The organism is Coprobacter sp. (assembly GCF_982436375.1).
Map to the genome: position 1 here is coordinate 1 of NZ_CEWDCG010000055.1, position 15,675 is coordinate 15,675.

Sequence of the window (15,675 nt, forward strand, 5' to 3'; positions counted from 1 at the left end):
AAGTGAATATCGTCTATAACCAGAACTTGCCGAGCCTTACTACCTTCAAACGGACCAACGATTCCTGCAGCCTCTAACTGATCCATAATACGTCCTGCACGATTATATCCAATAGAGAATTTTCTTTGAATTAGCGATGTTGATCCTTGTTGATTAGCCACGATAAGTCGAGCAGCTTCTTCAAACATAGGATCTCGGTCTTTCAAATTGACATCTGTTAATCCGGATTCTCCGTTTTCCCCCACATATTCCGGTAATAAATAAGCTGTAGGATATGATTCTTGATCTCCTATATATTCACAAATTTTTTCTACTTCTGGAGTATCGACAAATGCAGATTGTACACGAATCAGATCACTGCCTTGTGAAAACAATAAGTCTCCACGCCCGATTAGCTGATTTGCTCCGGGACAATCGAGAATCGTTCTCGAGTCAATCATAGAAGAAACTTTAAATGCTATACGAGCCGGGAAATTTGCCTTAATCACTCCTGTAATAATATTAGTTGAAGGGCGCTGAGTCGCAATAATCATGTGAATACCGACGGCTCGTGCCAATTGTGCTATACGGGCGATCGGGAGTTCAACCTCTTTTCCTGCTGTCATTATCAAATCCCCAAATTCGTCAACAATTACTACAATATAAGGCATATACCGATGTCCGTTATTGGGATTTAATCTCCGTGCGATAAATTTAGAGTTATACTCTTTTATGTTACGGGTATGGGCCTTTTTCAATAGATCGTATCGGTCATCCATTTCTTTTGTAATAGAATTCAACGTTTGAACGACCTTTGTCACATCCGTGATAATAGCCTCGTCACCATCTGGTAATTTTGCCAAAAAATGTCTTTCTATGTTTGCATAGATATTGAATTCTACTTTTTTAGGGTCTATCAACACAAACTTTAGTTGTGCAGGATGTTTTTTGTATAGCAAAGACGTAATAATAGCATTTAATCCTACAGATTTCCCCTGTCCCGTAGCACCTGCAACAAGGATATGAGGCATTTTGGCAAGATCCACCATAAAAATCTCATTGGTAATAGTCTTTCCTAAAGCAACAGGAAGATCAAATTTACATTCTTGAAATTTTTTCGAGGCAATAACAGAATACATCGAAACTATTTGCGGATCCTTATTGGGCACTTCAATACCGATAGTTCCTTTCCCCGGGATAGGAGCGATAATTCGAATTCCTAAAGCTGCCAGGCTTAGAGCTATATCATCTTCCAAATTTCGTATTTTTGAAATCCGAACACCCGGCTCTGGAACAATCTCATAAAGAGTGATAGTCGGACCAACTGTCGCTTTAATCGAACTAATGCGGATTCCGTAATTTTCAAGGGTTTCGATAATTCGATTTTTATTCGCGTTTTGTTCATCCATATCGATCTGACGATCATTCCCTTCATACTTATTTAAAAGATCGAAAGATGGGGCTTTATAACGTGAAAGGTCTAAAGTAGGATCGTATTCTCCCAATTCTTCACTGTTCGATATTTCTTCCTCCTCTTGAACATTTTCCTCTATCACAAATTCCGGTTCTCCCGATCTATCTTCCTGAATTGTATCTTCTTTAACTAATGTCTCTTCTTGTTTTGGTACAATCTCAAAAAAGTTTTCTTCATGATGATCTGTTTTGTCGGTACAACCTTCAGATTCAACCATATCAGGTTCATCTTCAATATCAGAATTTAATACTTCAGAAATTGAAATTGGTTTATTTACTAAATCTTTATTCTCAAGAGATGTTTGATAGATTTTATTATCCTCTGATTCTGAAACTTCAATATCCTTTTTTCGTTTAATATCTAATAAAAATATTTTACGTAAGAATGGTACGGTTTTGGCACTTATTGCGACCAAAAATATCAATACCCCCGTAAAGATGAACAATAAAGTTCCTGTCCATCCGATATTTGCTTGTAATAACAGTGTCATGTAATAACCATGATACCCCCCTAAAAAAAGATATGAATCTTTATAATTATCAATAAAAAAGAATCCGCAAATCAAAGAGCCTAAGATAATAAGAGAACAAGTATAAACTAATGATTTTGTAATTGAAAAATTTTTAACTTTCATCAGTTTTAAACCGACTTTAGCAATAAAAAAAGAAATAAAGAATGCGGATATTCCGACCCATTGGTTAATAAGCAAGTCGGATAAATATGCACCAAAAGCTCCTGTCCAATTACGTATTTCATTCTTTATACTGCTCAATTCGCTTAATGGTAAATTCTCTAATTTACTTTGATCCGCATTTCCTGTATAAAAAAATGAAAGAAAGGCAATAAACAGATATACTCCGAACATTACACAGAGAATACCTATCACAAAATGAGTTCTTTCACTTTTTAGGAAGACCGATATTTTTTTTGAAATAGAATCTTCTTTGTTAGAAGATACTTTTTCTGTTTTTTTCTTAATCATGCTTTTTATCAACGTGTATTTATCTCAGACAAAAATACGAAAAAGTTTTAATTATATTTCCTCGTTGGTGTTTATGATTTTTTCCAAAAATACGGACTAAAAAGAATCAATACCGTAAATAATTCTAATCGTCCGATCAGCATATCAAAAGACAGTACCCATTTACCTAACGTAGGGATAATTTCAAAAGAAAAGTCAGAACTCATTCTTCCGAATCCAGGACCTACATTACTAAGACAAGAAAGTGTACATCCGAAAGATTCTTCAAACGACAGTCCTAAAGACGATAATACAAGGGCACTTATTGCCACAACCAGCACATATACGAAAAGAAATGCCAATATTTTAGACACAAGATCATAAGATATAACACGCCGGTTAATTCGAACAGGAACAACTGCATTAGGATGGAGATGCCGATAAAATTCATTTGCTGTATTTTTTAACACAACAACCATTCGTATAGTTTTAGCTCCACCACTCGTAGATCCGGCACAAGCTCCAAAAAACATAACACAAAATATAACAACATTAAAGAATGGTCCCCACTTAGCAAAATCGGCTGTAGCAAATCCCGTAGTCGTAATACATGTCGATACCTGAAAAAGTGCTGTACGAATTGTTTTTTCGGCATTCCCGTATATTTGTCCGCTAATAAATAATCCTGCAGCAATAGCGGCTGTGGCTAATAAAACAACAAATAAAAACCATTTGGTTTCTTCATCTTGCAATAACTTTTTATAATCGCCCAGAGCGGCATGATAAACTAACGAAAAATTTATTCCTGAAATTAACATGAATATGATAATAACATATTCGATATATGCAGAATCCCAATAGGCGATACTATTCTGTTTTGTCGAATATCCACCGGTTGCAGTAGTTGTCAGGGCATGACATACCGCATCAAAGAAATTCATTGGCCCTAATACCAGCAAAACGATCAATAAAACCGTAATACTTAAATATACTATCCACAGACGTTTTGCCGTTTCGCTGATTCTCGGTCTAAGTTTATCGTGAGTTATACCCGGAACTTCTGCATTAAATAGTTGAATTCCTCCTCCAGAATTTAACATGGGAAGAACTGCTAATGTAAATAAAATAATACCCATACCTCCGAGCCATTGCATTAAGCTTCTCCAAAACAAAATCCCATGCGGTAAACTTTCTATATCATCCAGTATCGTAGCTCCGGTAGTCGTACATCCAGACATAGTTTCAAAAAAAGCGTCCGTAATGTTATCGATATCTCCATGAATAAGAAACGGTAACATTCCAAATAAAGAAAAGAAAATCCAAGAGGTAGAAACAATTAAGAATCCCTCTCTTTTGCCCATTTGCTTGCTATGTCTTTTAAAAATAAATGTAGAGCATAGTCCGACAATCGCCGTAATGCCGATGGTCAGTAAGAATGCATATATATCACTTTCATTATAGTATATTGCAACACTTAACGGCAATAGCATAAAAAGTGCTTCAAAACATAATAATATGCCTATTACTCGTGCTACTATTCGAAAATTTATTTCTGACATATTAAAATTATTAATTGAAAAGCTTTTCTATTTTACGGATAGCTGTATCCAGACAAAATACGACAACATGATCATTTGCCTGAATTTGTGTATTTCCATTCACAATAATGCCCTTTCCATCCCTGATCAATCCTCCCAATGTGAGATCTTTGGGTAATGTAAGATCTTTGACTGGTGCTTTTGTTATTTTTGACCCTTCTTTCGCAACTAATTCGGCGACTTCAGCATCAGCCAAAGCCAAACATTTCACGTTCGAAGAATCCGAATCAAGTAATAGCTGAAAAATCCTACTGGCGGCAATCAATTTTTTATTTATAATTGAACCGATATTCAATCCCTCTGCGGTAGAAATAAACGGAATGTTTTCTACTTCTGCTATGGTTTTTGCTACGCCCAGCCTTTTAGCTGTTAAACAAGCCAAAATATTCGTTTCAGAGCTATCTGTAAGAGCAATAAAAGCATCGGTGTCTCTTATGCCTTCTTCTTTCAACAAATCAATATCTCTTGCATCTCCGTGAATAATAACGGTATCATGCATTTTTTCTACTAATTTGAAACTTTTTTCCCGATCACATTCAATTAATTTCATTTTTATGTATTCTGGAGCAATATGGATAAGTCGTATTGCAATACGGCTGCCACCCATAATCATTACCTTTCGTACATCTACTTCAGTTTTTCCTGTCAGTTCACGAATATCCTGAATATGATCTGGAGTTGTAGTAAAATAAACAATGTCATTAAGTTGTAACTCATCATTACCACGTGGAATAATAGTTTCTTCATTCCTTTTTATGGCAGCGATATGGTAGTAATTGTTCTGTCGGGTAAGATCGCATAATTTGTGATTGAGTATTTGTGCTTTCTCTCGTAATTTAACACCTATCAAAATAAGTTCTCCGTTGCATAATTCAAACCAATTTCTTACCCATGTTCTTTTCAACGCCGTGACAATTTCCTCTGCTGCCAGCATTTCGGGATATATGAGTTCGTCGACTCCTAACTCCCGAAAAAAAGCTCTATTTTCAGGTAACAGGTATTCGTAATTATCAATACGGGCAACCGTTTTTTTTGCTCCTAATTTAGTAGCCAATGTACATGCCGTAATATTTCGAGATTCGAATGGCATAACGGCAATAAATAAATCTGCGTTGTTAACCCCAGCCTTTTTTAAAACCTTGAATGAAGTAGGAGACCCGGCAACGGTCATCAAATTATAATTAGAATCGATCCATTGTAGTTTTTCTATATCTGCATCAATCAAAATGATATCTTGTTCTTCCTTAGAAAGCAACTTTGCTAAATGAGTACCGACTTCACCTGCACCCGCAATTATTATTTTCATAGAGGATATTAAGTCTTTAAAAGTATATTTTAATTTTACGATTCTTGATTTCTTACCATACAGATGTCAAAAGAGAAACGATATTATCTTCATCCATACCGCATAATTTATAGAGTTCAGGAATAGTTCCATGCTCAATAAACTGATCGGGAATACCTATTCGTTTTATTCTGGGAACATACCCGTTATCAGCCATAAATTCAATAACAGCCATACCCAGTCCGCCTTTTATACTTCCATCTTCTACTGTAACAATCCGTGAATATTTCTTTCCGATCTCATGTAATAATTCTTCATCTATCGGTTTTAAAAATATCATGTCGTAATGGGCTACAGAAACACCCTGTTGTCTTGCCCTTATTATAGCCTTCTGCGCCGATACTCCTATAGGACCTATACTGATGAGAGCAATATCCTCTCCATCAGAAAGTTTCCGGCCTTTCCCTATTTCCAGTATCATTGGTGTACAGTGCCAATTTACGAGAGATCCCCGCCCTCGAGGATAACGGATAGCAAAAACTCCTGTTTCTTTAGCCTGAGCCGTGTACATTAAATGTCTAAGGTAATGCTCATTCATAGGAGATGCAATAGTCATATTAGGAATACATCTTAAATAAGACAAATCAAAAGCTCCGTGATGTGTCACACCATCTTCACCTACAAGTCCGGCTCTGTCAAGACAAAAAACTACATGAAGATTTTGGATAGCAACATCATGTATTATTTCGTCAAAAGCACGTTGCATAAAAGTAGAATAGATGTTACAAAAAGGGATCAAACCTTCCTTAGCCAATCCTCCGGAGAAAGTAACGGCATGTTCTTCAGCTATACCCACATCAAAAGTGCGATCAGGAAATTCTGACATCATATAGGTCATTGAACACCCTGTAGGCATAGCTGGAGTAATACCGACAATTTTTTTATTCTCTCTTGCTAATTCTACCAATGTACGTCCGAAGACTTCTTGAAAGAGAGGAGGCAGATTATTATCTTTAACAATAAATCTTTCACCCGTTATTTTATTAAATTTGCCCGGAGCATGCCATACCGTCGCAGCTTTTTCTGCAGGAGCATATCCTTTCCCTTTAATGGTTTTCAGATGCAATAGTTTAGGTCCTGACATTTCTTTTATATCATTCAGTACACGAATGATATAATTTACATCGTGCCCATCAATCGGTCCGAAATAACGGATATTCAGCCCTTCAAAAATATTTTGGTGTTTACTGATCAAAGCCTTGATACTGTTATTAAAACGTAAAATCGCGCCCCGATGTTTTGCCGAAATAAGTTTAAGTTTCACTAATGTGCGATATATATCATACCGTAGTTTATTATAACTTGGAGAAGTTGTTATATTTACCAAATATTGATTTAATGCACCGACGTTATGATCTATCGCCATATCATTATCGTTCAATATAATCAATAAATTATTCGGATTAATAGATGCGTTATTCAATCCTTCGAAAGCTAATCCTCCGGATATTGCTGCATCTCCGATAACTGCGATGACTTTTCTATCGTTTTCACCTTTTAGATTAGCCGCGACAGACATTCCCAAAGCTGCAGATATTGAATTGGACGCGTGTCCAGCCGTAAAAGTATCATATTTGCTTTCAAAAGGAGAGGGGAATCCGCTTAATCCCTTAAATTTTCTGTTGGTAAAAAATTTGTCTCTACGTTCAGTAAGAATTTTATGACTATAGGCCTGATGACCAACATCCCACACAATTCGATCATAGGGAGTCTTAAACACATAATGTAATGCAACAGTCAGTTCTACAGTACCTAAACTCGAAGCAAAATGTCCCGGGTTACAAGATAGTTCGTCTATAAGAAATTGTCTTAATTCTGTACAAATCTGCGGTAGTTGCTCGGGAGAAAGTTTCCGTAAATCATCCGGATTATATATTGTTGAGAGTAATTGCTCTTTTATGATCGCCATATTTAAATAAACTTTTGCAGTTGCAAATGTAGCTTTTTATTAGATGAAACGATAATATTTCTCAGGGATTCTTAAGGTCTGCTTTTGCAATTATTTCCGATTGCGTTTATATATAGGAACAAAAATAATAATCCCTGAAGCGATGATAACTAAAAAAACTCGTAAATTGATTTCTCCATATCCCTTGATTAATAAATAACAAAGGTATATCCATAATAAAATAATACAAGCTATTCTAAATGGTGTGAACTTACGCATAAATCAAATTTTATTTCTCTTGTTTATACAAACATACGGAAAGTTTTTATTTTGGCAAAAAGTATTCATGTGTGAAAAATCTTGTAATATTTTGAGCACTTTCTCATGTTTTCGTCAAATAAATACTATTTTTGTGAAATATGACCGACAATTTGTTGGTCTTTATTCTACAGATAGAACATATTATCTCTAAATCACACATGTTTATAGCTTATTTTAAAGTGCGTATAGTGAAAAGTATAGAAAAATGGTAGTGGCATATTTACGAGTTAGTACCGGAAAACAACATCTGAAAAATCAATGCGAAGAAATTAAGAAATACGCCATAAAAAAGAATTTGTCGGTAGACAAATGGTATACAGAGGTCGCTAGTGGGAAAAAAAAAGGCAGTGATCGAAAATTAGGGGTCTTATTAAGACGGTTAACCAAAGGTGACATCCTGATTGTCACGGAGTTATCACGGCTTAGCCGGACTCTGCTGGAGATCATGTCTATCTTAAATCAATGTATTCGCAAAGAAGTTGTTGTTTATAGTGTAAAAGATGGTTATGCTTTTGATAATAATATCAATAGCAAAGTGTTGGGTTTTGCATTTGGTCTTGTTGCAGAAATAGAGCATAATTTGATTTCTGCTCGAACGAGAGAGGCTTTAGCGTTACGGAAATCAGAAGGTGTTGTGTTAGGACGCAGACAAGGATGTTCTCCCAAGATGAAATTATTGAAACATAAAAGGGATGAAATTGTCGATCTGAGAGCTCAAGGGATATCTGTCAGAAAAATAGCTGAAAAATATGGAGTATCCAGATCTACGTTATATGTTTTTGTGAAAGACGAAGGCATTTATTAATTCCCTAATAAATCGGTTGTCATCTGGTTTTATTCCAGATCGACAACCGTTATTCCTGCACCGCCGAATTGTACATGTTCGTCTTGGAAATGTTTCACCCCCGGAACAGTTTTAAGATATTGACGTACAAGTTGACGTAATATTCCTGTACCTGTACCATGCAAAATTCTGACCTTGGAGCACCCGACAAGAATAGCATCATCGATAAAATAGGTAACCGCTTGTATCGCCTCATCGCCACGTAATCCTCGAATGTCTATATCTTGTTTAAAATTTAATTTTTTCTCCCGCATATCATCTGCGGTCTGTTCACTGACAAATGTCGCTTTTATATTTTTCTCCCTTTTTATCTGATTTTTACTTATTTTTTCGAGTTGATCGATTTTAACAGTCGATTTCAACATTCCGAATGCGATCACTACATTTTTTCCTTGAATCTCCATTACCTCACCAATAGAAGCTTGACCTTTTACTTTGACCGCATCTCCGACTGCTATCACATTGGAATCGAATGCAATATTCTCACTATTAGTAAATATTTTATTTCTTTTATGCTTTTCTCTTTCTTTTATTTTCTGTATTTTCCGACTGATTTTATCATCTATTATCGCCTCTGTCGTTATAGATTCTTTGAATTTTTCCAGATCTTTCCGAATCTTTTTTGTTTTTTCCTTTTCAGCCTGAGCTTCTTTGATAGAACGTATTGTGTTTTCAATACGTGCATTTGCTTCGGATAAAATATTCTCTGCATTTTTTCTTGCCTCGGCTAATATCTCTTTTCTTTGCTTTTCTATAGCCTTTATATCATTCTCATAATGAGATGTAATTTCTTCTAAGCGCTTCTCTTGTAACCGAACGTTTTGTCTTTTATTTTCCCAGTACCGTTTATCTCGAACTATATCTTGCAAATACTTATCCATATTAATATAATCAGAACCGACTTTAGAGGATGCATCAGCAATTACATCTTCCGGCAACCCGATTTTCCGAGCAATTTCTACAGCAAAAGAACTTCCGGGATTTCCTATTGACAACTTAAATAGTGGTTGCATTAAATGCCGATCATAAAGCATAGCTCCATTTATTATACCTGGAGTATCTTCAGCAAAATGCTTCAAGTTCTGATAATGAGTTGTAATAACACCGAATGAATTTTTCTTATTGAATCGATCTAATAAGGCTTCTGCTATTGCTCCTCCGATTTGAGGTTCTGTACCGCCCCCAAATTCATCAATCAACAATATTGTACGGTCATCACAATTTCGGACAAAAAATTTCATATTTGTCAAATGAGAACTATAAGTACTTAAATCATTCTCTATCGACTGTTCATCTCCAATATCAATAAATATACTATCAAAGATTCCTGTTCGTGAATTTTCATAAACCGGAATCAGAAGTCCACATTGTAACATATACTGCAGTAATCCCACAGTTTTTAAACAGACTGACTTTCCTCCAGCATTAGGACCTGAGATCAAGAGAATTTTGTTTTTATGATCTAAAGTTATATCTAATGGAACGACTTGTTTTTGTTGCTTTTGAAATGACAAAAATAATAAAGGATGTATAGCATGATACCAATCTATCTGCTGACAATCTTCAAATGTAGGCAATAATCCGTTGATTTGAATTGAAAATAATGCCTTCGCCCGAATAAAATCAATATCAGCAAGAAATTCGTAAGAATGGAATATCTCTTCAGTGTAAGGACGTAATTCATTGGCAAAGGAAGTTAAAATGCGAATAATTTCTCTCCGTTCATCACTTTCAAGTTCACGAATGCGATTATTTGCCTCAACCACTTCTGCTGGCTCTATAAATACTGTCTTTCCGCTTGCTGATTCATCATGGACAATACCCTTAATCTTTCTTTTATAGGCAGGAATAACAGGAATAACCAGTCGTCCGTCCCTCATTGTTGGTGTTACATCTTTATCAACTACACCTTCGCTTTGAGCGATCCTCAAAATAGAATTAAGACTTTTAGATATTCCGGATAAAGTTGCCGTTATCTCACGACGAATACGTTGTAGGTCAGGGGAAGCATTATCTTTTATATGTCCGAATTTATCCAATATCTGATCGGTTTTTATGATAATTTGCGGGAAAACCGTTACATCTCCCGCCAATTTCTGAAGATATGGATAAGGTGTATTTTCTTCAGTCTCTTTGTTCAGAAAGAAATAAACAATCCCCTTTATAGTCTCAAGTGATCGACGTAAATCAAATAACTCAGATTCATCCAAAAAAGTTCCTTCCACCCGTATTCTTTTAAGTGCCGGACGTACATCAAAAAAATAATTTGCAGGAAATTCGTCTTCTTCTTGGAGAATATGAACAAACTCTTCAGTTTCGTGAAGTTTTCTGGCAATAGTATCATAATCACTTATAAATACCATTTTTTTTGCACGATCTATACCGAGCGTACTTAAGCATTTATTTTCTATATGTTGGCGGATCTTGTCGAATCCTATTTTTTGCTCAAAATTATGTGGATATATCACTTGAAAAATTCATTAAAATTAGTAGCCCTGCAAAGATATAAAATATGCTCGGGATTATAAAATGAGTAATTATTGAACAAAAAGCGTGTTGGACTGTATTATAATAAATATGAAATAAAAATCGATAATTATGGAAGTTGTAAATGACGCATTCAGCACAGCACGACAATTATTAAAATCTACAGTTCCTCCCTGCACTGAAACAATGGATAATCCTGAGTACTATGAAGTTCGGTCAATAAATCCGGAACGGTCTGAGGATATATTGTTCGGTTATGTAATCAAACACACAGACAGTATAACTATAGGATTTAACGATAAATTGGAGGAAAATAATATGGAGCGACTTTTTTCAAAATACTTGTTACAAAAAATGAATGAACATAAACGCATTCATATACATGAAATGAATCATCAATTACGTGAAGACTTACAAGAAGCCATCAATCACCTAATGCGTTATTATAATGAAAAAAATTGGAATCTACCGTAATAATGGTTCTGAATCTTTAAGACTAAAAATACAGACTATTTTGATATTTATTTAAGCCCAATATTAAGCTGGGCTTTTTTAATTTTTCAAGGTTTTTATATTTCCGATTTATCTGTTATTTTTGGCACGGATTTTAGAAAAAGAAACTTTGAAAAAGAAAACTATGTATATAGTCAAAAAAACATTAGAAATATCGGCATCTCATCATTTAAATCTGTCTTATGAAAGTAAATGTTCTTCTTTACATGGACATAATTGGATAATTTCGATTTTCTGTCGTGCAGAAACATTGAACCAAGATGGAATGGTTACGGATTTTTCGCTAATCAAAAAACTCATACACGAAAAATTAGACCATAAAAATCTGAATGAAATTTTACCATTTAATCCTACTGCCGAGAATATTGCTCGTTGGGTATGTGATCAAACTCCTTTTTGCTTTCGGGTAGAGGTACAAGAATCTGAAGGAAATATTGCTATTTATGAAAAAGATTAATGAAATATTTTACAGTATTCAAGGAGAAGGATACTATACGGGAGTTCCAGCTATTTTTATTCGTTTTTCCGGATGTAATTTAAATTGTGAATTTTGTGATACGGATCATTCTTTGGGCAAGATCATGTCTGATGAAGAAATTCTCGATATTATACGAAAATTTCCTGCAAAGCATGTTGTTTTAACAGGAGGAGAGCCATCAATGCAATTAGATGACCGTTTCCTATCACTTTTAAAAGCTCAAGGATTTTATTTGCAAATAGAAACAAACGGAACTTTGACCAAAGGATTCGATGCTGTTACACGTTGGTGTGATTGGATCACTTGCAGCCCTAAGAAAGATTGTGTCCGTAAACAAATGGATGAACTAAAAGTTGTTTATTTAAGCCAAGATATGAGCGTTTATAAACAATATTCATGCAAACATAAAATGCTGCAACCTTGTTCTATGCAAAACACAAAAGAAGTTATCGAATTTATCAAAAAAAATCCAGAATGGCGATTGAGCCTACAAACACACAAATATTTACATATTCGATAAAAATATATTTATAGAAAAATCAATAATGGCAGATATTATTACACTTAATTAATTATATTTGCATTTTATAAAAGCCTGTTTAAGATCTTATGCAGGTCAAACACAGCAATATTCAGTAATCTAGTAAGAATATGACACAGATAGAGAATAATGAGGAGGAAAAGAAAAGCCTGAATTTTATTGAAGCTGCAATTGAAGCAGACTTGGCGGCAGGGAAAAATGGGGGACGATTAAATACTCGTTTTCCACCGGAGCCTAACGGCTATTTACATATAGGTCATGCAAAAGCCATTTGTATGGATTTCGGTGTCGCTGAAAAATTTGGGGGAACTTGTAATCTTCGTTTTGATGATACTAACCCCGTTAAAGAAGATGTCGAATATGTAGATTCAATCAAAGAAGATATACATTGGTTAGGATTTGATTGGGGGGATCGACTTTATTACGCATCAGATTATTTTCCGAAACTATGGGATTTGGCACTTCGTCTGATTAAGGAAGGGAAAGCTTATGTCGATGAACAATCTGCCGAAGAAATTGCGAAACAAAAGGGTACTCCTACACAACCGGGGACTCCAAGCCCTTACAGAAACCGTCCTATTGAGGAAAATATAGATTTGTTTGAACGAATGAATAGAGGCGAATTTGAGGAAGGCGCTATGGTATTACGGGCAAAAATAGATATGGCCTCGCCCAATATGCACATGAGAGATCCTATTATGTACAGGATAATTAAACATCCACATCATCGTACGGGAAATACTTGGAATGCATATCCGATGTATGATTTTGCTCATGGTCAATCAGACTATTTCGAAGGTGTGACGCACTCTATCTGTACATTGGAATTTGAGGTTCACAGGCCGTTATACGATTGGTTCGTAGATCAATTGGCCGATGAGACATATCGTCCCAGGCAAATGGAATTCAATCGGCTTAATTTGACATATACCGTAATGAGTAAACGTAAATTATTGCAATTAGTGCAAGAAAAGCTTGTATCAGGATGGGATGATCCCCGAATGCCGACTATTTGTGGTCTACGCCGTCGTGGATATACCCCTCGATCAATACGAAATTTCATCGATAGAATAGGATATACCAAATACGATGGACTTATAAGTGTTTCTTTGCTTGAACATAGTATCCGCGAAGATTTAAATAAAACGGCTAATCGTGTATCTGCTGTTTTAAATCCGGTAAAACTCATCATTACCAATTATCCGGAGAATCAGGTAGAATATATGAAGGCGGAGAATAATCCGGAAGATGAATCTGCAGGTTTTCATGAAATTCCGTTTACTCGTGAATTATATATTGAACGAGACGATTTTATGGAAAATCCTCCGAAAAAATTTTTCCGCATGACACCGGGACAAGAAGTTAGGTTAAAATCAGCCTACATTGTAAAATGCACAGGCTGTAAAAAAGGTGAAAATGGGGAAATTGAAGAGATATATTGTGAATATGATCCATTGACCAAAAGCGGAATGCCCGAAAGCGGACGAAAAGTCAAAGGCACTCTGCATTGGGTTTCTGTAGAATACAGTAAGTCTGCAGAAATAAGACTTTATGATCGCTTATTTTGTGTAGAAAATCCGTCAGAAGAGAAAGAAAAAGATTTCAGAGAATTGCTAAATCCTGAATCTTTAAAAATCTTGAATAATTGCCGGATAGAGCCTTACTTATTTGAAAATGCAAAACCAGGAGACAGATTTCAATTTCAACGTACAGGATATTTTTGTGTGGACAAAGATTCTAAACCGGATAAACTGGTTTTTAACCGTACTGTATCGTTAAAAGATAGTTGGGAAAAAATAAAAGGGAAGTAATATAAAAATAATAAATACTGAGGCTGTTGAATTTCTTTTATCAGAGAAATTCAACAGCCTGATTTTTAAAAACAAATACATGTCTGAAGATAAACGTCCTGAGTTATTGATCCGATATGAACAGATGGTAAAAGATCATGCGAACTACTATTTTGATGCAGATGATCTGGAAGAGATAGCATATCAGTATGAAATACGAGATCTTTATCAAAAAGCATTGGAAGTAATAGAGCGTGGTTTGTCCATGCATCCAGGAAGCATGAGTTTAGGAATTAAAAGAGCCAAATATCTTTTATGTCTTGATTGCGTAGAGGAAGCTGAAAAACAAATTTATTCTATACCTCACGACTCGGTAGATGCTGTTTTGATTTGTGCAGAATTGAACTTTATTCAGGCAGACGGAGAAAAAGCTATTTCTCTGTTGAATGGATTGTTGTCTTCGGATGAAATATCTGTTGACCTTTGTTTTGACATTATAGATATGTATTTAGATTTCGGATACATAGATGAACTGAAAGATTTTATTTTTGCGGCAGATAAAGTATTGGCAAATGGAAGTGAAGTGTTGAGAGAATTGGCTCTCATTTACGAAGATCGTCAAGAATATGACCTTGCATTATCTGTATATGATATTTTGCTTGATAGAGATCCTTATTCTTATGTCGATTGGTTTAACACGGCCAAAATACATGCCTTAAAAAAAGACTATGACAAAGCTGTTGATGCTTGTGATTTTGCCCTAACGGCCAAAGAAGGGGATGAAACCATTCTTTCCTTTAAAGGATATTGTCTATATGACAATGAAAATTACACTCAGGCAATAGAAGTATTTAAAGAGTTATTAGATGTAATTGAAGACAAGTCTATGACTTACGAATTAATTGCAGAATGTTTTACTAAACTAGAAAAAAATGAAGATGCTATCCGATATTTGGATAAAGCATTATCATATACTCCTGATAATGCTAATTTATATTATCAACAGGCATCTAATTACTATGATTTAGGTGATATTTCTAACGCAATTCAACGCTTACGAAAAAGTATTGAACTAGAGCCTAAAGATGCTGATGCATTAGCTTTTCTCGGAGAAATATATGTCGAAATAAAAGAGTTTACAGAAGGTAAAAAATTTTTAGAACAATCTGCAAAATTGAATCCAGAAAATCAAGATGTACTTGTTCTTTTAGGAGATTTAGCCTCTCAAAATTCTGATTATAATACAGCAATATCGTATTATGAACAGGCTTTATCTACTGATATTTATAATGTAAAATTAACTTTTAAGTTGATTCTTGCTCATTTTAATTCAGGTGATCAAGAAAAGGCCGTAAATATGATCAGACAATTAGATGAAACAACATTACAAATCGATAACATTGAAGATATATCTGAAGAAAACCGTAAGGAACTAGAACAAACGAAGGAAATAATC

11 protein-coding genes are annotated in these 15,675 nt (G+C 35.0%); 6 read left to right on the top strand and 5 right to left on the bottom strand.

The features are described from left to right. From AC1WHX_RS04910 to dxs, 4 genes are all read right to left on the bottom strand, one after another. A partial coding sequence (locus AC1WHX_RS04910) for an FtsK/SpoIIIE family DNA translocase (protein ID WP_481228919.1) occupies positions 1 to 2,435 on the bottom strand: 2,435 nt, incomplete at its 3' end. A 71-nt stretch (positions 2,436 to 2,506) separates the two neighbouring features. Continuing rightward, positions 2,507 to 3,973 carry a TrkH family potassium uptake protein gene (locus AC1WHX_RS04915; RefSeq protein WP_022602693.1) on the bottom strand — a complete coding sequence of 489 codons (1,467 nt, stop codon included), beginning with the start codon at positions 3,971 to 3,973 and terminating at the stop codon, positions 2,507 to 2,509. Positions 3,974 to 3,983: 10 nt separating this feature from the next. After that, a complete protein-coding gene (trkA, locus tag AC1WHX_RS04920; RefSeq protein WP_022389951.1) occupies positions 3,984 to 5,318 on the bottom strand; it encodes a Trk system potassium transporter TrkA in 1,335 nt (444 codons plus the stop codon). Positions 5,319 to 5,370: 52 nt separating this feature from the next. Next, the gene (dxs, locus tag AC1WHX_RS04925; RefSeq protein WP_122338196.1) at positions 5,371 to 7,266 is read right to left on the bottom strand and encodes a 1-deoxy-D-xylulose-5-phosphate synthase; all 1,896 of its coding nucleotides are present in this window, start codon (positions 7,264 to 7,266) and stop codon (positions 5,371 to 5,373) included. A gap of 505 nt (positions 7,267 to 7,771) precedes the next feature. Between dxs and AC1WHX_RS04930 the strand changes: the two genes are divergently transcribed. Next, positions 7,772 to 8,371 carry a recombinase family protein gene (locus AC1WHX_RS04930; RefSeq protein WP_122338197.1) on the top strand — a complete coding sequence of 200 codons (600 nt, stop codon included), beginning with the start codon at positions 7,772 to 7,774 and terminating at the stop codon, positions 8,369 to 8,371. A gap of 29 nt (positions 8,372 to 8,400) precedes the next feature. On the opposite strand, the gene AC1WHX_RS04935 is transcribed toward AC1WHX_RS04930, so the two are convergent. Continuing rightward, complete coding sequence (locus tag AC1WHX_RS04935) at positions 8,401 to 10,878, bottom strand: endonuclease MutS2 (RefSeq protein ID WP_303116894.1); 2,478 nt, start codon at positions 10,876 to 10,878, stop codon at positions 8,401 to 8,403. 130 nt (positions 10,879 to 11,008) lie between these two features. Here AC1WHX_RS04935 and AC1WHX_RS04940 point away from each other — a divergent pair, with 130 nt between their 5' ends. The 5 genes from AC1WHX_RS04940 to AC1WHX_RS04960 form a co-directional block, all read left to right on the top strand. Next, positions 11,009 to 11,371, top strand: coding sequence for a hypothetical protein (locus tag AC1WHX_RS04940; protein ID WP_122304397.1), 363 nt, complete (start codon positions 11,009 to 11,011; stop codon positions 11,369 to 11,371). A 163-nt stretch (positions 11,372 to 11,534) separates the two neighbouring features. Next, entirely contained in the window at positions 11,535 to 11,867 is a 333-nt protein-coding gene (locus AC1WHX_RS04945; protein ID WP_022389946.1) for a 6-pyruvoyl trahydropterin synthase family protein, read from the top strand. Next, the gene (locus tag AC1WHX_RS04950) at positions 11,854 to 12,408 is read left to right on the top strand and encodes a 7-carboxy-7-deazaguanine synthase QueE (protein WP_122338199.1); all 555 of its coding nucleotides are present in this window, start codon (positions 11,854 to 11,856) and stop codon (positions 12,406 to 12,408) included. The genes AC1WHX_RS04945 and AC1WHX_RS04950 overlap by 14 nt, the downstream gene beginning before the upstream one ends. Before the next feature lie 131 nt (positions 12,409 to 12,539). Beyond that, positions 12,540 to 14,240, top strand: coding sequence for a glutamine--tRNA ligase/YqeY domain fusion protein (locus AC1WHX_RS04955; protein ID WP_022602698.1), 1,701 nt, complete (start codon positions 12,540 to 12,542; stop codon positions 14,238 to 14,240). 79 nt (positions 14,241 to 14,319) lie between these two features. Beyond that, the coding region (locus AC1WHX_RS04960; protein ID WP_481228921.1) for a tetratricopeptide repeat protein at positions 14,320 to 15,675 on the top strand (1,356 nt) is incomplete at its 3' end.

Bases quoted from the DNA above. Each gene is read 5' to 3' on its own strand.
- AC1WHX_RS04955 (WP_022602698.1), top strand. From the start codon at position 12,540: ATGACACAGATAGAGAATAATGAGGAGGAAAAGAAAAGCCTGAATTTT.
- AC1WHX_RS04945 (WP_022389946.1), top strand. From the start codon at position 11,535: ATGTATATAGTCAAAAAAACATTAGAAATATCGGCATCTCATCATTTA.
- AC1WHX_RS04915 (WP_022602693.1), bottom strand. From the start codon at position 3,973: ATGTCAGAAATAAATTTTCGAATAGTAGCACGAGTAATAGGCATATTA.
- AC1WHX_RS04950 (WP_122338199.1), top strand. From the start codon at position 11,854: ATGAAAAAGATTAATGAAATATTTTACAGTATTCAAGGAGAAGGATAC.
- dxs (WP_122338196.1), bottom strand. From the start codon at position 7,266: ATGGCGATCATAAAAGAGCAATTACTCTCAACAATATATAATCCGGAT.
- AC1WHX_RS04930 (WP_122338197.1), top strand. From the start codon at position 7,772: ATGGTAGTGGCATATTTACGAGTTAGTACCGGAAAACAACATCTGAAA.
- AC1WHX_RS04940 (WP_122304397.1), top strand. From the start codon at position 11,009: ATGGAAGTTGTAAATGACGCATTCAGCACAGCACGACAATTATTAAAA.
- trkA (WP_022389951.1), bottom strand. From the start codon at position 5,318: ATGAAAATAATAATTGCGGGTGCAGGTGAAGTCGGTACTCATTTAGCA.